This is a genomic window from Rivihabitans pingtungensis (assembly GCF_003201855.1).
Classification (GTDB): domain Bacteria; phylum Pseudomonadota; class Gammaproteobacteria; order Burkholderiales; family Aquaspirillaceae; genus Rivihabitans; species Rivihabitans pingtungensis.
On record NZ_QJKI01000002.1, the window covers coordinates 38,642 to 56,731 of the forward strand.

The 18,090-nt window shown below is 61.5% G+C and carries 16 protein-coding genes; 10 read left to right on the forward strand and 6 right to left on the reverse strand.

Translation table 11 applies throughout. The annotated features are described in order from the left end of the window. Positions 1 to 55: 55 nt before the first annotated feature. The gene (locus DFR34_RS02125; protein WP_110389521.1) at positions 56 to 1,843 is read left to right on the forward strand and encodes an acyl-CoA dehydrogenase; all 1,788 of its coding nucleotides are present in this window, start codon (positions 56 to 58) and stop codon (positions 1,841 to 1,843) included. Between the two features lie 124 nt (positions 1,844 to 1,967). Here DFR34_RS02125 and DFR34_RS16715 read toward each other — a convergent pair whose 3' ends face one another. The 5 genes from DFR34_RS16715 to DFR34_RS02140 all read right to left on the reverse strand — a co-directional run bounded on the left by DFR34_RS16715 (position 1,968) and on the right by DFR34_RS02140 (position 5,513). After that, positions 1,968 to 2,435 carry a GIY-YIG nuclease family protein gene (locus tag DFR34_RS16715; RefSeq protein ID WP_146215032.1) on the reverse strand — a complete coding sequence of 156 codons (468 nt, stop codon included), beginning with the start codon at positions 2,433 to 2,435 and terminating at the stop codon, positions 1,968 to 1,970. Positions 2,436 to 2,512: 77 nt separating this feature from the next. Beyond that, positions 2,513 to 3,196 carry a flavin reductase family protein gene (locus tag DFR34_RS02130; protein WP_245906792.1) on the reverse strand — a complete coding sequence of 228 codons (684 nt, stop codon included), beginning with the start codon at positions 3,194 to 3,196 and terminating at the stop codon, positions 2,513 to 2,515. 48 nt (positions 3,197 to 3,244) lie between these two features. After that, positions 3,245 to 3,520, reverse strand: a complete 276-nt coding sequence (locus tag DFR34_RS16720; RefSeq protein ID WP_146215033.1) for a hypothetical protein — start codon at positions 3,518 to 3,520, stop codon at positions 3,245 to 3,247. 53 nt (positions 3,521 to 3,573) lie between these two features. Then, a complete protein-coding gene (locus tag DFR34_RS17305) occupies positions 3,574 to 3,888 on the reverse strand; it encodes a hypothetical protein (RefSeq protein WP_211309262.1) in 315 nt (104 codons plus the stop codon). A 434-nt stretch (positions 3,889 to 4,322) separates the two neighbouring features. Continuing rightward, the gene (locus tag DFR34_RS02140) at positions 4,323 to 5,513 is read right to left on the reverse strand and encodes an AAA family ATPase (protein WP_110389523.1); all 1,191 of its coding nucleotides are present in this window, start codon (positions 5,511 to 5,513) and stop codon (positions 4,323 to 4,325) included. A 350-nt stretch (positions 5,514 to 5,863) separates the two neighbouring features. On the opposite strand from DFR34_RS02140, the gene carA reads away from it, so the two are divergent. From carA to DFR34_RS02165, 5 genes are all read left to right on the forward strand, one after another. Then, entirely contained in the window at positions 5,864 to 6,997 is a 1,134-nt protein-coding gene (gene carA / locus DFR34_RS02145) for a glutamine-hydrolyzing carbamoyl-phosphate synthase small subunit (RefSeq protein WP_110389699.1), read from the forward strand. 15 nt (positions 6,998 to 7,012) lie between these two features. Continuing rightward, entirely contained in the window at positions 7,013 to 7,660 is a 648-nt protein-coding gene (gene leuE, locus DFR34_RS02150; protein ID WP_110389524.1) for a leucine efflux protein LeuE, read from the forward strand. Positions 7,661 to 7,705: 45 nt separating this feature from the next. Further along, positions 7,706 to 10,909, forward strand: a complete 3,204-nt coding sequence (gene carB, locus DFR34_RS02155) for a carbamoyl-phosphate synthase large subunit (protein ID WP_110389525.1) — start codon at positions 7,706 to 7,708, stop codon at positions 10,907 to 10,909. Positions 10,910 to 11,160: 251 nt separating this feature from the next. Then, complete coding sequence (gene greA, locus DFR34_RS02160; protein WP_110389526.1) at positions 11,161 to 11,637, forward strand: transcription elongation factor GreA; 477 nt, start codon at positions 11,161 to 11,163, stop codon at positions 11,635 to 11,637. A gap of 31 nt (positions 11,638 to 11,668) precedes the next feature. Beyond that, the gene (locus DFR34_RS02165; RefSeq protein WP_110389527.1) at positions 11,669 to 12,136 is read left to right on the forward strand and encodes a DUF4149 domain-containing protein; all 468 of its coding nucleotides are present in this window, start codon (positions 11,669 to 11,671) and stop codon (positions 12,134 to 12,136) included. Between the two features lie 397 nt (positions 12,137 to 12,533). Here DFR34_RS02165 and yhbY read toward each other — a convergent pair whose 3' ends face one another. Beyond that, positions 12,534 to 12,851: a ribosome assembly RNA-binding protein YhbY gene (yhbY, locus tag DFR34_RS02170; protein WP_110389528.1), complete on the reverse strand. Its 318-nt coding sequence runs from the start codon at positions 12,849 to 12,851 to the stop codon at positions 12,534 to 12,536. 47 nt (positions 12,852 to 12,898) lie between these two features. On the opposite strand from yhbY, the gene rlmE reads away from it, so the two are divergent. The 4 genes from rlmE to glmM all read left to right on the forward strand — a co-directional run bounded on the left by rlmE (position 12,899) and on the right by glmM (position 17,930). Further along, positions 12,899 to 13,516: a 23S rRNA (uridine(2552)-2'-O)-methyltransferase RlmE gene (rlmE, locus tag DFR34_RS02175; protein WP_110389529.1), complete on the forward strand. Its 618-nt coding sequence runs from the start codon at positions 12,899 to 12,901 to the stop codon at positions 13,514 to 13,516. A gap of 115 nt (positions 13,517 to 13,631) precedes the next feature. Continuing rightward, complete coding sequence (ftsH, locus tag DFR34_RS02180) at positions 13,632 to 15,539, forward strand: ATP-dependent zinc metalloprotease FtsH (RefSeq protein ID WP_110389530.1); 1,908 nt, start codon at positions 13,632 to 13,634, stop codon at positions 15,537 to 15,539. 66 nt (positions 15,540 to 15,605) lie between these two features. Beyond that, positions 15,606 to 16,451 (forward strand): dihydropteroate synthase, encoded by an 846-nt coding sequence (folP, locus tag DFR34_RS02185; protein WP_110389531.1) that lies wholly within the window; start codon positions 15,606 to 15,608, stop codon positions 16,449 to 16,451. A 135-nt stretch (positions 16,452 to 16,586) separates the two neighbouring features. Beyond that, a complete protein-coding gene (gene glmM / locus DFR34_RS02190; protein WP_110389532.1) occupies positions 16,587 to 17,930 on the forward strand; it encodes a phosphoglucosamine mutase in 1,344 nt (447 codons plus the stop codon). Positions 17,931 to 18,090: the final 160 nt, after the last annotated feature.

Genomic DNA, 18,090 nt, shown 5'->3' on the forward strand with positions numbered 1-18,090 from the left:
GTCTGGCGGAGAGAACTCTGAGTGGTGGCCGTTTCTACATCGCAGAGGAGTAAGCATGACCTATCAAGTCCCGCTCAAGGACATCCGTTTTGTGCTGTCTGAACTGGCCGAGCTGCCGGCGGTGTGCACCCTGCCCGGCTACGAAGATTGCAATGTCGAACTGGTGGACGCCATTCTGGACGAAGCCGCCAAGTTTGCCGAAGGGGTGCTCGCCCCGATCAACCGCAACGGCGACAAGGGCAACACCTGGAAAGACTACCAGGTGACCACCGCCGAAGGCTTTGCCGACGCCTACCACCAGTTCCGCGACAGCGGCTGGGTGGGCCTGCGCGCCCCGCAAGACGTGGGCGGCCAGGGCCTGCCGGCGCTGGTGGCGATGGCCACCGAAGAAATGTGGTGTTCCGCCAATCTGTCGTTTTCGCTGGCCCCGCTGCTGACCCTGGGCGCCATCGAAGCCATCCATCACCACGCCAGCGAAGACCTGAAAGCCACCTACCTGCCGCGCATGGCCAGCGGCGAGTGGACCGGCACCATGAACCTGACCGAACCCAACGCCGGCTCTGATCTGGCGCAGGTGCGCACCAAGGCCGTGGACAATGGCGATGGCACGTATTCCATCACCGGCCAAAAGATTTTCATCACCTGGGGTGAGCACGACATGGCCGATAATATCGTCCATCTGGTGCTGGCCCGCCTGCCGGACGCCCCGGCGGGGGTGAAGGGCATTTCGCTGTTTATCGTGCCCAAATACCTGGTCAACGCCGACGGCACGCTGGGCGCGCGCAACGACGCCCGCTGCGTGTCCATCGAACACAAGCTGGGCATCCACGGCAGCCCCACCGCGGTGATGAGCTTTGGCGACCAAGGCGGCGCCATCGGTTATCTGGTGGGCGAGCTGAACAAGGGCCTGGGCTATATGTTCACCATGATGAACCACGCCCGCCTGGGCGTGGGCGTGGAAGGCATGGCCATCTCCGAGCGTGCCTACCAGCACGCCGTGGCCTACGCCCGCGACCGCGTGCAAAGCCGCGAACTGGGCAGCCCCAATCCGGCCAGCGCCGCCATCATCAAGCACCCGGACGTGCGCCGCATGCTGATGACCATGCGCGCCCAGATCGAAGCCCAACGCGCCCTGGCCTACTACACCGCCACCGCGCTGGACCGCGCCGCCACCCATCCCCACCCGGAAGAAAAAGCCCGCAACCAGGCGCTGGTGAACTTCCTCATCCCCATCGTCAAGGGCTGGAACACCGAGCAAGCCAACGAAATCACCTCGCTGGGCGTGCAAGTACACGGCGGCATGGGCTTTATCGAAGAAACCGGCGCCGCCCAGTACTACCGCGACGCCCGCATCACCGCCATTTATGAAGGCACCACCGGCATCCAGGCGCTGGACCTGATCGGCCGCAAACTGGCCTCGGAAAACGGCGCCACCGCCCGCGCCGTGCTGGCCGAAGTCAAAGCCGTGGCCGCCCGCCTGGCCGACGCCGGCCCCGAGCTGCAAGCCTTCCAGGCCGCGCTGAACATCGCCGTTGACCAGGCCAGCAGCTGCGTGGACTTTGTGCTCGCCCACTTTGCCAGCAACCCGCGCCTGCCGGCAGCCGGCTCGGTGCCCTTCCTCAAGCTGATGGGCATCGTGCTGGGCGGCTGGCAAATGGCCCGCGCCGCCCTCGCCGCCCAAGCCAAACTGGCCGAAGACGGCGCCGACGTGGACTTCCTCACCGCCAAACTGATCACCGCCCGTTTTTACGGCGAACACCTGCTGCCGCAAGTCAGTGGCCTGACCGTGGCGATTCTGCACGGTGGGGAATCGGTGCTGGCGCTGGATGAAGCGGCGTTTTGAGCTGAGGGCGCCAGGCAGTAAATTGTAGTCAGAAGTGAAAAACCCCGGACGGGTGGACTGTCCGGGGTTTTTTTGTGGGGGTGTTTTTTATGGGTAATATGTTTTTGCCTGGCTCGCCATTCGCTCATCCATACCAGTACATGGAGGAAACTTCTGGGAGTAATGTAGAGCGACGACCCGTATTGAAAACAACAAAGTCGTGATCTAGACTTTGACGCCCTCCTTTGGATCTGGTGTTATAGACCGGTTGATGGGCAAAGATAATCAAAGATTCAATTTCCTCAATGATTTGATTTTCGGGGGCTGGGTACGCATATTCGTTCTTGAGCTCATCCCATGCTAAAAAAGGCTTGCTAATCGCGGCTGCATAAATTTGTACTGGATCTGGTTCACGATTTATCCAGTCATGCTCTTTCAGTCTTTGGGTAATGGATCGAATTGTTTTGCCAATATAAAGAGGCACATTCTTTCCATACATGCCATGAGTGCCGCAGATCATATACAGCACAAGATTTGGGTCTGTCAGATTGCCAGCTTCCTCTGTAACGTATGGACCATACCAATGTACGTTAAAATATTTTGGTGTAAACATCAATTTTCCTTGTTTGGGGTATAAGTTTTTAGATATGGGCTCTGGTTTTACTGCTATGGGATGGTTAGAAACATGCTTTAGGTTACAGATTTAGGTCGGGCAAGGGCCGTGGTCTCTCGCGTATATGCGTACCCATCACCGCCAAGTTTACCCACCGCATCAAGAAGATCATGGCTGATGTCTGATTGAACGCGCACATCATCGGCAACGTAGATCCCAAGCACATCCAACAAAACAACGCTGCCGCCCGATGGCTCGGAAGACACCTGAATCACTTCTCGAAGCGCGCACTCATAGCGAACTTTTGATGCAGCCACTGCCGGCGCCGCAACAAATCGGCTTTCACAAGATTCGATCCCCGCCGCTGAGAACTCACTGATTTCGGGTGGAAAGGTTTCGCATGTGGCATTCATTTTTTTCAGCAATGCCGCACTCACGATATTGATCACACAGGATTTCGTGGCAAGAATGTTTGTGAGCGTGTCTTTGTTCTTGCCGCTTCTCGACGTGATTTGTGTGTACAGCAGGACGGGAGGATTGCAGCTGGCCACGGTAAAAAATGAGTAGGGAGCCAGGTTGGTAACACCCGTTGCGGAAACCGTGCTGATCCAGGCGATTGGCCGAGGGATGATGCCGCCGACAAGATGGCGATAGTTTTCTTGGGCGGTTAATTGGGTGGTGTTTAGATACATGGTGAGTTTTTGAGTGAAGTATTTGTGTTGACTAACGTGAAGTTGAGGTGCCTGGGCGGTTTTTCGCACAGGTCACCTCGAATGCATAGTTAGAGCAACCGGCTAAAGTTCTTTGCTTCACTTGGATGGGTATTTCTTTTTCCCCTTGATTTCATCGCCACACCAAGGACAATGCGAAATTTGCACCCCATCGTCTCGAAATAGATATCCATCAGCGGTGACAGGCATCATGTAGAACTGATTAAATCCCCTGTTAGTAAAATTGCTTACGAAAACAAATTTTTCTTCTGTGGCGTCTTTGATCTTTCCGCACTTACACGTTGGCTCTATCTCCCATTTGAAATTGCCACCAATGTGATCGTGATTTTGTTCAATGTGAATTTTGTCTCTCATAGATGCTCCTTTGTTGGAAAGGTATGGGTTCACCAAATGGATTATGGGCGGTCTCAAACACCAAGTGTAACAGCGTTAATGTTTAGCCGGGCAATCTCAAACACCTGCCGCACATCAAATTCAAACCGCTTCGCTTGCCTACAGCGCTGTTTGATGTCGCTCCACCGTTCTTGAATTGCGGGTGCATGCTTCCGGTATTCCCGCTGGGTTTTCTTGATCTTGTGTGCCTTGGGCGCGAGTTCGGAGAGCCATGTTTCCAGCTGGGTGTTGCACTCTAAGCCGGGCGCGGCGCATAGCTGAGCGTGTTCGTCCGGCAGGGTCGCCACGGCCAGCCAGGTTCCCGATGATTGCGCCGGCAGGCATAGCACGGTGCGTCCTTATGGGCGGTATGGTGGCCGGGGTGAGCCAGGTTTGCAGCACGCTGGCCAGCTTATCCGCGTCGGTGCTGGCGGGTGGGCAGCAGTAGTGAATGGGTAGCGCGCCCCAGTTTGCCCTGCGTTCATCGTCAGGCAGCTGCGGATAATCGGCATACTGTTTGCCGCAAACATCCAGATCAAGATGGATGATGAGCAAATCGTACAATTCCAGCGTGGGGTCGCTGTCTATTGGCCCGGTATGGCGTGCGCCAGCGGTATGACACCATTTCAGTACCCCGCCCCAGCCCGTGCCCAGTTGCGGATAGGTGGGTTCTGGCTGCAATTGCGTCAGCACAAATGGCTGGCCGGGCAAGATGGCGTTCAACGCCGCTGCAATCAACGGTTGGTCTGTCGGCCCTTCCGCCACCAGGGCAATGCGCAAAGGCTCAGACATTTGGCACCGCGCCCAGGTGGCCCATCATCCACAGGCGGGAGAGTGGGTAGTTGTGCAGCAACTGGCGCAAGGGCTCGGATAGCACGATGCGGCGCACCGAGGTGTGGCCTTGTTGGGTGCGGTCTACGGCAAACAGGCGCACTTCTGGGTCGTTTAAATCCAGCCCGTCCAGCACAGCGGGGTTATGGGCGGTAAACAGCAGCTGTTGATCTGGGTCGCGATGCTCCAGCCAGGCGGCCAGGTGACTGACCAGCCGGCTTAATAGCCGGGGGTTAAGCGCTTGGTCGAGGTTGTCGATGGCAAACACTTTTGGGCCGTATTCCGCCAGGCAGAGTGTGGCGCAGAACAGGATATACAGCGCGCCTTCGCTGGCGTCGTAGGCGGTCAGGGTGTTGCGGTTGGCGTTCATGAAGCGGTCGGTGAATTTCAGCATCCACTTGCCGCGCGGCACTTGGTTGGAGAGCAGGGTGCTGGCGTGCTGGCTGACTTCGACCTCATCCACCCAGTCGATCAGCGTCAGAATGTCATCCAGCATGGCTTCGCCGGGTGGGTTGTCTGCGTGCAGCGCCCGTTGCAGGTCGGCAAAGCCTTCGGCCAGGCGTCCGCCGTTCAGGCCAACGGGGGCGCGGGTTTGCGGGTCGGGGGCAATGCCGCGCAGCGCCGGGGTGTTGGGACAGTAAATGGCGTAGTCTTGCAGGGTTTGCATCAGTTGTGCTGCGGGGTTGTCCTCGGCCAGCTCCACCCGTTTCAGCGCCGCCAGCCCGGCTTTGGGGTTCAGCGATTTGGCTTGGCTGCGCACGCCGGCAGAGACAATATCGCGCTCGCCATCGTTCAGGGTTTCGGTTTTGTAGGCCCAGGCGGGTTCTGGCGCATCCAGCGGATTGAGCAGGGAGATGCGATACGCCGCGTGCGGGCTGGCGGTGATGCCCATGCTGATGTGCGGCGGGGTGCGCAGGCCGGCAAACGAGGTTTTGTATAAGCGCGGCGTGCCGGCGCGCACACCTCGGCGCAGCAGGCTTTCGTCGTCCACTACGCCGCTGGCTGCCGCGCCAAGAATGCCCAGTGCCTCCAGTACATTGCTTTTGCCCACGCCATTGGCGCCAATAAAGCAATTGACTCGGCCAAGCTCCAGCTCAAGATTGGCGATGGATTTAAAGCCTTGGATTGTCAGGGTGCGCAGCATCGGAAAAGACCTTTAACACAGAAAAAAGCTGCACAGCCGCAAGCCATGCCGTGCCGGATGCGCACAGTATATGCCGCTTGTTCGCGTGCGCCATCTCCCCCGCGTTCCCTTGCCTCCCCGCCCCGCATGCACTACAACCCAAGACAGCGCCGCGCCGGCATCAGCCTGGAGGGTGTCCGGATTCTGACTGGTCGTGACGCATCGGCGACGCGTGTTGCGCTGCCGCAAAGTTGCGAATGAGGGTCAAAAAAAGGTACAATCCGAAAGTTTATCAAAACGGGACGGGCGGAATACGCCTTGTCCCGTTATTCGCATCAAGCCTTTAAAATCAAATGTATCAGGAGCAGCCAGTGTCCACGATTCCCGCAATTCTTGCCTTGGCTGACGGGACTGTCTTTACCGGCCGCGCAATTGGCGCGACCGGCCATACCGTCGGTGAAGTGGTGTTCAACACCGCCATCACCGGTTATCAGGAAATTCTTACCGATCCGTCCTACACCCGCCAGCTGGTCACCCTGACTTACCCGCATATCGGCAATGTGGGCGCCAACGCCGAGGATGCCGAGTCGCGCGCCGTGTTTGCCGCGGGCTTGATCATCCGCGATCTGCCCTTGCTGCATAGCAATTTCCGTGCACAAGAGTCGCTGGGCGATTACCTCACCCGCAATGGCACGGTGGCCATTGCCGACATCGACACCCGCAAGCTCACCCGCCTGCTGCGCGAAAAAGGCGCTCAGGCCGGCTGCATCATGGCCGGTGAAGTGGACGCCGCTCGCGCGGTGGAGCTGGCGCGCGGCTTTGGCTCAATGGCCGGCCAGGATCTGGCCAAGGTGGTCAGCTGCGCCGAGCCCTACGCCTGGACCGACCGCGAATGGGCGCTGGGCCACGGCTACCGCGCGCAGACCGAGCCGAAGTTCCATGTGGTGGCTTACGATTTTGGCGTCAAGCACAACATCCTGCGCATGCTGGCCGAACGCGGCTGCAAGGTGACGGTGGTGCCGGCGCAAACCCCGGCGGCCGAGGTGCTGGCGCTGAATCCGGACGGCGTGTTCCTGTCCAACGGCCCGGGCGACCCCGAGCCGTGTGATTACGCCATTGCCGCCATTCGTCAGGTGCTCGACACCCGTCTGCCGGTGTTTGGCATTTGCCTGGGCCATCAGCTCTTGGGCCTGGCCACTGGCGCCAAGACCAGCAAGATGAAGTTTGGCCATCACGGCGCCAACCATCCGGTGCAGGATCTGGATAGCGGCCGGGTGATGATCACCAGCCAGAACCACGGTTTCCAGGTGGACGAAACCAGCCTGCCGGCCAATGTGCGCGTGACGCACCGCAGCCTGTTTGACCACACCGTGCAGGGCATTGCCCTGACCGACCGTCCGGCGTTTTCTTTCCAGGGCCACCCGGAAGCCAGCCCGGGCCCGAACGATGTGGCCTATCTGTTTGACCGCTTTACGGCCGCCATGGCGGAACGCCAGCCGGCCTGACCCTGGGAGCACAGCATGTTCGGCATCACCGACCTGACCACCTATATTCTGGGCACGATTTTTATTGTGCTGCTGCCGGGCCCCAACTCGATGTATGTGTTGTCCGTGGCGGCCCAGCGCGGGGTGAAGGCCGGTTTTGCCGGGGCCGCTGGCGTGTTTGTCGGTGATTTCATCCTGATGACGCTGGCCGCCACGGGCGCCGCCGGGCTGCTGAAAGCCAATCCGGCGCTGTTTGCCGTGGTCAAGTATCTGGGCGGCGGCTATCTGGCCTGGGTGGGCGTGAATATGCTGCTGGGCGCCTGGCGCGCCTGGCGTCAGCGCCAGTTGGCCGAGGTGAGCCCGGCGCGGGCGGTGAATGCCGCCAACCCTTTTGTGCGGGCTTTGGTCATCAGCTTGATGAACCCCAAGGCCATCTTGTTTTTTGTGTCCTTTTTCGTGCAGTTCGTTGACCCGAACTACGCCTATCCGGCGCTGACCTTTGCCATTCTTGGCGGCATTTTGCAGTGCTTTAGCGCGCTGTATCTGACCACCGTCATCATCGCCGGCGCCCGCCTGGCGGACGCGTTTCGCCGCCGCCGCAAGCTGGCCGCCTCGCTGTCTGGCGCCGCTGGCGCGGTGTTTGTCGGCTTTGGCGCCAAGCTGGCCAGCGCCAGCCTGAACTAACAGCAAATCGTTCGAATTCATAAATTGATTGTGTAGAGTGCAAGAATGCCCAAACGTACAGACATCCAAAGCATCCTGATTATCGGCGCTGGCCCGATTGTGATCGGCCAGGCCTGCGAATTCGACTACTCCGGCGCCCAGGCCTGCAAGGCGCTGCGCGAGGAAGGCTACAAGGTCATCCTGGTCAACTCCAATCCGGCCACCATCATGACCGACCCGGACATGGCCGACGTGACCTATATCGAGCCGATCACCTGGCAGATGGTGGCCAAGATCATCGAAAAGGAACGCCCGGATGCGCTGCTGCCGACCATGGGCGGCCAGACCGCGCTGAACTGTGCGCTGGACCTGGCGCGCAATGGCGTGCTGGAAAAATTTGGCGTCGAAATGATCGGCGCCACCGAAGAAGCCATCGACAAAGCCGAAGATCGCGGCAAGTTCAAGCTGGCGATGGAAAAAATCGGCCTGTTCTGCCCCAAGTCTTTTGTCGCCCACACCATGGAGCAGGCGCTGACCGCGCAGGCGCAGGTGGGCTACCCGACGCTGATTCGCCCCTCGTTCACCATGGGCGGCTCGGGCGGCGGCATTGCCTACAACAAAGAAGAGTTCGTCACCATCTGCGAACGCGGCTTTGAAGCCAGCCCCACCCACGAGCTGCTGATTGAGCAATCGGTGCTGGGCTGGAAAGAATACGAAATGGAAGTCGTGCGCGACCGCGCCGACAACTGCATCATCATCTGCTCGATTGAAAACTTCGACCCGATGGGCGTACACACGGGTGACTCCATCACCGTGGCCCCGGCGCAGACGCTGACCGACAAGGAATACCAGATCATGCGCAACGCCAGCCTGGCGGTGCTGCGTGAAATCGGCGTGGACACCGGCGGCTCGAATGTGCAGTTCGCCATCAACCCGGACAATGGCGAGATGATCGTCATTGAAATGAACCCGCGCGTGTCGCGCTCCTCGGCGCTGGCCTCCAAGGCCACCGGCTTCCCGATCGCCAAGGTGGCGGCCAAGCTGGCGGTGGGCTACACCCTGGACGAGCTGAAAAACGACATCACCGGCGGCGCCACCCCGGCCTCGTTCGAGCCGTCGATTGACTATGTGGTCACCAAGATTCCGCGTTTTGCCTTCGAGAAATTCCCGCAGGCCAACGACCGCCTGACCACGCAAATGAAGTCGGTGGGCGAAGTGATGGCCATGGGCCGTTCGATTCAGGAATCCATGCAAAAAGCCCTGCGCGGCATGGAAACCGGCTTGTCCGGCCTGGACGAGCGCTCGACCGACCGCGAAACCATCGTCCGCGAACTGGGCGAGCCGGGGCCGGAACGCCTGCTGTACGTGGCCGATGCTTTCCGCATTGGCATGAGCGCGCGCGAAATCTTCGAAGTGTGCAAGATCGACCCGTGGTTCCTGGCCCAGCTGCAAGACCTGGTGGCCGAAGAAGCCGCCGTCAAGGGCCAATCCCTGGACGCGCTGGACGCCGACACCCTGCGCCGCCTGAAGCGCAAGGGCTTCTCCGACCGCCGTCTGGCCGCACTGCTGGGCGTGGATCAGGGCGCGGTGCGCAACAAGCGCTGGGCCGCCGGCATCCGCCCGGTGTACAAGCGCGTGGACACCTGCGCGGCCGAGTTCTCCACCAACACCGCCTATATGTACTCGACTTACGAAGAAGAGTGCGAGGCGCAACCGTCCAGCCGCCAGAAAATCATGGTGCTGGGCGGCGGGCCGAACCGCATCGGCCAGGGCATTGAATTCGACTACTGCTGCGTGCACGCCGCACTCAGCCTGCGCGAATCCGGCTTTGAGACCATCATGGTCAACTGCAACCCGGAAACCGTGTCCACCGACTACGACACCTCTGACCGCCTGTACTTCGAGCCGCTGACGCTGGAAGACGTGCTGGAAGTGGTGAATGTGGAAAAACCCATCGGCGTGATCGTGCAGTACGGCGGCCAAACCCCGTTGAAACTGGCCCGCGCGCTGGAAGCCAACGGCGTGCCCATCATCGGCACCACGCCGGACATGATCGACTGCGCCGAAGACCGCGAGCGCTTCCAGAAGATGCTGCACGCGCTCAACCTCAAGCAGCCGCCCAACCGCACCGCGCGCGACCCGCAAGAAGCCATCCGCCTGGCCGCTGAAATCGGCTACCCGCTGGTGGTGCGCCCGTCCTACGTGCTGGGCGGCCGCGCCATGGAAATCGTCCACGAGCAGGCCGACCTGGAGCGCTATATGCGCGAGGCGGTGAAGGTGTCCAACGACAGCCCGGTGCTGCTGGACCGCTTCCTGAACGACGCCATCGAAGTGGACGTGGACGCCATCAGCGACGGCGAACAGGTGATCATCGGCGGCATCATGCAGCATATCGAGCAAGCCGGCGTGCACTCTGGCGACTCCGCCTGCTCGCTGCCGCCGTACAGCCTGGGCGCTGAGGTGCAGGACGAAATCCGTCGCCAGACCATCGCCATGGCCAAGGCGCTGAACGTGGTGGGCCTGATGAATGTGCAGTTTGCCATTCAGGGCGACACCATCTACGTGCTGGAAGTCAACCCGCGCGCCTCGCGCACCGTGCCGTTTGTCTCCAAGGTCACCGGCCAGCCGCTGGCCAAGATCGCCGCGCGCTGCATGGCCGGCATCACCCTGGCCGCCCAGGGCGTGACCCGCGAGGTGATTCCGCCGTACTTCGCCGTCAAAGAAGCGGTGTTCCCGTTCATCAAGTTCCCGGGCGTGGACACCATTCTCGGCCCGGAAATGAAATCCACTGGCGAAGTGATGGGCGTGGGCGGCTCGTTTGCCGAAGCCTACGTCAAGAGCCAGCTGGCCGCAGGCGATCGCTTCCCGAAACAGGGCAAGGTGTTCCTGTCGGTGCGCCAGTCGGACAAGAACGGCATTGTTGAAGTGGCCCGCGACCTGCTGGACCTGGGCTTTGAGCTGGTGGCCACCCGTGGCACCGCGCAAATGATCAGCGAACAGGGCCTGCCGGTGACCGCCATCAATAAAGTCACCGAAGGCCGTCCGCATGTGGTGGACATGATCAAGAATGGCGAAATTTGTCTGGTGATCAACACCGTGGACGAAAAGCGTCAGGCGGTGCAAGACAGCTATTCCATCCGCCGCTCGGCGCTGCAAGGCCGCATTCCGCAGTACACCACCCTGGCCGGCGCGCGCGCCGTGTGCATTGGCATGCGTCATCTGCAAGACCTGGGCGTGTACAGCGTGCAGTCGCTGCACAGCCAGCTGTAATTGCCTGCACTGCCGGGCCTGCGGCCCGGCGGTTTCACGGCGGCGCGCGCCTGGCGTTTTGCCATCGGCGCGCGTTTGACTTCCCGATGACATGTTCTGGCGGTTTTCGCACTTGGAAACCGCCGGGCTTGCCGCTACAATCGGGGCATTCCGTTCTACAGACGAACCTTCGCAAGCCGCCGTTTTTCAACGGCGGCTTGCCTTTTATTGTGTGGAAACCGGCCTGTCGCCGGCTTCCCTGGAGAAGCAAAATGATCAAAGTTCCGCTGACCGTGGTGGGCGCCGAGCAGCTCAAGGCCGAGCTGCAACACCTGAAAAGCGTGGAGCGTCCGAGTGTGATCGCCGCCATCGCCGAAGCGCGCAGCCATGGCGACCTGTCGGAAAACGCCGAATACGACGCCGCCAAAGAGCGTCAGGGCTTTGTGGAAGGCCGCATCGCCGAAATCGAAGGCAAGCTGTCCAATGCGCAAGTCATCGACCCGTCCACCCTGGACGCCGATGGCCGCGTGGTGTTTGGCGCCACCGTCCAGCTGCTGGACATGGAAACCGACGACGAAGTGCGCTACCAGATCGTCGGCGACGACGAAGCCGACATCAAACTGGGTAAAGTGTCGGTCAATTCGCCGATTGCCCGCGCGCTGATTGGCAAAGAAGCCGGCGACGTGGCCGAAGTGCAAGCGCCGGGCGGCCTGCGTGAATACGAAGTGCTGGACGTGCAATATCTGTAACTGAGCAGCCCCCACTCCAGGAGCCTGGGCAATGGATGAACGCAGCTGGAACAGCCGCTTGCGCCAACTGGCGATGACGCTGTGGATTGGCGGCCAATGGCTGGCCGGCTGGGGCGTGGCCCCCATTCTGTTTGCCCGGCTGGACACCCAACTGGCCGGCGAGTTGGCCGGGCGGGTGTTCACCCTGGTGGAGTGGCTGGGCCTGGCCTGCGCGCTGGTGTGGCTGGGGTTTTACGCCTTGCGCCACGGCGGCGCCGGGCTGCGGCGCGGCGAAGCCCGGCTGGTGTGGGCCATGCTGGCCTGCTCGCTGGCCAATCAGTGGCTGATTCACCCGGTGATCGAGCGGCTCAAGGCCGTGCCGGTGGACGCCGCTGGCGCGCCAGCGCAGATGCTCGGCCTGGGCTTTGGCCCCTGGCATGGCGTGTCCAGCAGCGTGTATTTGCTGCAAAGCCTGTTGGGTTTGGCCTGGGTGCTGTGGCCGCGCCGCCGGGGCGATTGAGCGTGGCTCAGTCACCATGATCTGAACCGATTGACTGGTGCGTAGACCGCTTTCGGCATAAGTTTCACCCAAGGCGTCGTTCCCGCGAAGGCGGGAACCCAGACCGCGCCACAGCGTGCGCGGTGGGCATTGAGCGTGCCGGATAGCCAGCACGCTGTGGATGCCCCTGGATTCCCGCCTGCGCGGGAATGACGTGGTGTAGCGCGGCGAGGGGTTCGTCGTGGAGCATGAACCCTCGTGTTTCAACGTGACTGGCTGCGCTGTCTGCGGCCGCATGCCTGGCGTCAGCCTGCTGTGCATAAAAAAAGCGGCGAGGTGAGCTCGCCGCTTTTTACTTGCCTGAAATCCCCCGCGAAAATCGCGTCATTCCCGCCTGAGCGGGAATTCAGGGGGTTGATCAGGCGGGTTTTTTCTTGCTTTTGGGCAGGGCGATTTTGGCGTCGCCGGTCGGGCGATAAATCACCAGCAGCTTGCCAATGTGCTGCACCTGGGCGGCGCCCAGTTCGTCGCAGATTTGCTCGAACATGGCCACGCGGGCTTCGCGGTCGTCGCCCAGCACGCGGATTTTGATCAGTTCGTGGGCGTCGAGGTTGACGGCGATTTCACGCATCACCGCTTCGCTCAGACCGTTGTTGCCAATCATCACCACCGGGTTAAGCGAATGGGCCAGCGCTTTCAGATGACTGCGCTGATCAGAAGAGAGTTCGATTTTCATCGTATTCGTTGTCTATAAAGAACAGTTTCAAAACACGAGTTTACTGTATGGCACGCAGCAAAACCAGCAAGGCATGGTTGCAAGAGCATGTAAGCGACCCTTATGTGCATATGGCGCAAAAGGATGGCTACCGTTCGCGCGCCGCCTACAAATTGTTGGAAATCGACGAAAAAGACAAACTGCTGCGTCCCGGCATCACCGTGGCCGACCTGGGTTCGGCGCCGGGCAGCTGGTCGCAGGTGGCGATTGACAAGGTGGGCGAACGCGGCCGCGTGCTGGCGCTGGACATCCTGCCGATGAATCCGATTGCCGGCGTGCAGTTCATTCAGGGCGATTTTCGTGAGGACGACGTGCTGGCGCAGTTTGTGCAACTGCTGGAAGGTCGGCCGGTTGACCTTGTAATCTCCGACATTGCCCCCAACATGTCTGGCAATAGCACCATTGATCAGGCGCGCAGCGCCTATCTGGTGGAGCTGGCCCTGATGTTTGCCCAGGAACACCTGAAACCTGGCGGACATTTTTTGGTCAAGGTGTTTCAGGGCAGCGAATTCAATGCTTTCCTGAAGGCGATGCGAGAAACCTTTACCGAGGTGCTCAGTCGCAAACCCAAAGCCTCACGCGACCGCAGCAGCGAAATCTACCTGCTGGGCAAAAATCGGCGCTGACAGGCTGCGGTTCAGGGTTTACAATGAAAAAGGCGCTGTTTCTGATGAAGTTTTTCTGCCAGGAAACAGCCCGGCTATATTTTTTGGCAGGCCAGGGCACAGTAAGGAGTCCGCTTTGAACAACATCGGTAAAAACATCGCCATATGGGTCATTATCGGCCTCGTGCTGATGACGGTGTTCAACCAGTTCAGCAAGCGTCAAGAGACGCAAAACCAGGTCGAATATTCCACCTTCATTGGCGATGTCGAAGCGGGCCGCGTGCAGTCCGTGGTGATTGAGGGCCACCCCTTGCGCGGGCAGTGGCTCAAGGGCCGCCGCGCTGACGGCAGCGCCTTCACCACCTACGCCCCCTACGATCCGCAGCTGGTCAACCAGCTGATCAAGAGCAATGTGCGCTTCTCGGCCAAGCCGGAAGAAGAGCCGTCGCTGTTGATGAATATCTTCATCTCCTGGTTCCCGATGCTGCTGTTGATTGGCGTGTGGGTGTTCTTCATGCGTCAGATGCAGGGCGGCGGCAAGGGCGGGGCGTTCAGCTTCGGCAAGAGCCGCGCGCGCATGCTGGATCAAGAACAAAACACCGTCACCTTTGCTGACGTCGCCGGTTGCGACGAAGCCAAAGAAGAAGTGAAGGAAATCGTCGATTACCTGCGCGACCCCAGCCGTTATCAAACGCTGGGCGGGCGCATCCCGCGCGGCATCCTGCTGGCCGGCAGCCCCGGCACTGGTAAAACCCTGCTGGCCAAGGCCATTGCTGGCGAAGCCAAGGTGCCGTTCTTCTCGATTTCCGGCTCGGACTTTGTGGAAATGTTCGTCGGCGTCGGCGCCGCCCGCGTGCGCGACATGTTCGAGAACGCCAAGAAAAACTCGCCGTGCATCATCTTTATCGATGAAATCGACGCGGTGGGTCGCCAGCGCGGCGCCGGTCTGGGCGGCGGCAACGACGAGCGCGAACAAACGCTGAACCAGCTGCTGGTGGAAATGGACGGCTTTGACACCAATTCCACGGTGATCGTGATCGCCGCCACCAACCGCCCGGACGTGCTCGACCCGGCGCTGCAACGCCCGGGCCGCTTCGACCGCCAGGTGGTGGTGCCGCTGCCGGACATTCGCGGCCGTGAGCAGATCCTCAATGTGCACATGCGCAAGGTGCCGATTGCGGTGGACGTCAAACCGGAAATCATCGCGCGCGGCACGCCGGGCTTCTCTGGCGCCGATCTGGCCAACCTGGTCAACGAGGCTGCGCTGTTTGCCGCCCGCCGCAACAAGCGTCTGGTGGACATGGAAGACTTCGAATCCGCCAAGGACAAAATCATGATGGGCGCCGAGCGCCGCAGCATGGTGATGACCGACGAGGAAAAGAAAAACACCGCTTACCACGAGTCTGGCCACGCCATTGTCGCCAAGCTGCTGCCCAAATCTGACCCGGTGCACAAAGTCACCATCATCCCGCGCGGCCGCGCGCTGGGCGTGACCATGCAGCTGCCGGAGCAAGACCGCTACGCCTACGACCGTGACTATCTGTTGCAGCGCATCTCGGTGCTGTTCGGCGGCCGCATTGCCGAAGAGCTGTTCATGAACCAGATGACTACCGGCGCCAGCAACGACTTCGAGCGCGCCACCTCGATGGCCCGCGACATGGTCACCCGCTACGGCATGAGCGACAAGCTCGGCCCGATGGTGTACGGCGAAAACGAAGGCGAAGTGTTCCTGGGCCGCTCAGTGACCACGCACAAAAACCTGTCGGAAGCCACCATGCAGCAGGTGGACAACGAAATCCGTCGCATCATCGACGACCAGTACACCCTGGCCCGTCGCCTGCTGGATGAAAATCGCGACAAGGTGGAAGTGATGACCGCTGCGCTGCTGGAATGGGAAACCATCGACGCCGAGCAAATCGAAGACATCATGCAAGGCCGTCCGCCGCGCCCGCCGCGTCCGGCTGGCAACACCGGCTCGGGCAACACGCCGCCGGCCCCGCCCGCCCCGGCCACGCCCACCATCAAACCGGCGCAGGAAGTCTGATTCTTTCTCGCCATCCCCTCGCGCGGCAGCTTCGGCTGCCGCGCCGCTTTTTATGGAGCTGAAAACATGTCCGCCGCTTCCCTGCATGCCGGCCGCTTTGTCCTGTTGCTGGATCGCCCCTTGATCATGGGCATTCTGAATGTCACCCCGGATTCGTTCTCGGATGGCGGCCGCTATCAGGGCGTGGCCGCCGCCCGCGCCCGCGCCGAGGCCATGCTGGCCGAAGGCGCCGACATGCTGGATGTGGGCGGCGAATCCACCCGCCCGAATGCGCCGCTGGTGTCGGTGCAGGAGGAGCTGGATCGGGTGCTGCCGGTGCTGGAAGCGCTGTGCGAGCTGGATGTGCCGATTTCGCTGGACACCCGCCGCACCGAGGTGATGCGCGCCGGCCTGGCGCTGGGGGTGGACGTGATCAACGACGTGGCGGCGTTGGAAGACGACGGCGCGATTGCCGCCGTGGCGGCTTCGTCCGCCGCCGTGTGCCTGATGCACAAGCAGGGCACGCCGCAGAGCATGCAACGCGCGCCGCAGTACCGCGATGTGGTGGCCGAGGTGATTGATTACCTGGGTGCACGCGTGCACGCCGCGCTGGCTGGTGGCATTGCCCGCGAGCGCCTGCTGGTGGACCCCGGCTTTGGCTTTGGCAAAACCGTCGAGCACAACTACGCCTTGCTGGCGCGCCTGGGCGAGTGCGCCCGTCTGGCCCCGGTATTGGCGGGGCTGTCGCGCAAATCCATGCTCGGCGCCGTCACGGGCCAGAGCGAACCGGCGGCGCGGGTGGCGGCCAGTGTGGCGGCGGCGGTGCTGGCGTGCCAGCATGGCGCGGCAGTGGTGCGCGTGCACGATGTGGCCGCCACCCGCGATGCCTTGGCGGTGTGGCATGCGATGCGCGACGCGCAGCGCGCGTGCTGAGCATTGTGCGTCTTGGCAAAACTTTAATGCTTACGGCATGGCGTGGAACGGGTAGAATCAGGACATCATCCCGGCGCGCGCCCATGCTGAGCCCTCAGCCTGCCTGCGCGCCCTGCATCACCTCAAGAGGACACGATGAGCGCACGCAAATACTTCGGCACCGATGGCGTTCGCGGTGAAGTCGGCCAAGCGCCGATTACCCCGGACTTTGTCTTGCGGCTGGGCTACGCCGCCGGCCAGGTGTTGATCAACCACGACAGCGGCCACCGCCCTGGCGTGTTGATTGGCAAAGACACCCGCATTTCTGGCTATATGCTGGAAGCCGCGCTGCAAGCCGGTTTTGCCGCTGCCGGCGTGGATGTCTATCTGGCTGGCCCGCTGCCCACGCCGGGCATCGCCTACCTGACCCGCGCCCTGCGTTTGCAGGCCGGTGTGGTGATTTCCGCCTCGCACAATCCCTATCAGGATAATGGCATCAAATTTTTTGCCGAAGGCGGCGTCAAGCTGGACGACGCGCTGGAGTTGGAAATCGAAGCGCGCATCGACACGCCGATGCAAGTGCGCCCCTCGGCCGAGCTGGGCCGCGCCAAGCGGCTGACCGACGCCCAGGGCCGCTATATCGAGTTTTGCAAAAGCACCTTCCCCAACGACCGCGACCTGCGCGGCCTGAAGCTGGTGGTGGACTGCGCCAACGGCGCCACCTATCACATTGCCCCCAAAGTGTTTCACGAGCTGGGCGCCGACGTGATTGAAATCGCCACCCAACCCAATGGCTTTAATATCAACGACCACTGCGGCGCCACCCACACCAAGGCGCTGCAACAGGCGGTGCTGGCGCACGATGCCGACTATGGCATTGCCCTGGACGGCGATGGCGACCGGCTGATGATGGTGGATCGCGCTGGCCGGCTGTACGACGGCGACCAGCTGCTGTACGTGATGGCCAAGGCGCGCAAGCGCGCCGGCCAGCTGGAAGGCGGCGTGGTTGGCACGGTGATGACCAATCTGGCCATGGAACAGGCGCTGGCGCGCCAGGGCATCGAATTTGCCCGCGCCAAGGTCGGCGACCGTTATGTGCTGGAGCAATTGCTGGCGCGTGGCTGGCAGGTGGGTGGCGAAAGCTCTGGCCATTTGCTGTGCCTGGACCGCCACACCACTGGCGACGGCATTATTTCCAGCCTGCAAGTGCTCACCGCCCTGTCAGTGTTGGACACCGACCTGGCTGGCGTGTGTCGCGACTGGCAGCCCTTCCCGCAGACCATGATCAATGTCCGTCTGCAAGCCGGCATGGACTGGCAAGGCGCGTCGGCGGCGGCGTTGGCCGAAGCCGAAGCCGCGCTGGCCGGCTGCGGCCGCGTGGTGTTGCGCCCCAGCGGCACCGAGCCGGTGGTGCGGGTGATGGTCGAGGCTGAGGACAAAACCCTGGCCCAGCACTGGGCGCAAGTGATTGCCCAGGCGATTGATGGCCAGGTGCGCTGAACGGCCCGGCTCTCCTGACGGCGTCGCACGGTCTGCGGCCACGCGCTTGGCCGTGAGTGCTGCACGGGGGTGAGTGGTGCTTGGCGCATCTCCTCTTCAGGTATTGCGCCTTGCCGCGCGGCGTATCCCGTACAACGCGCACCATTATGGTGCGCGTTGG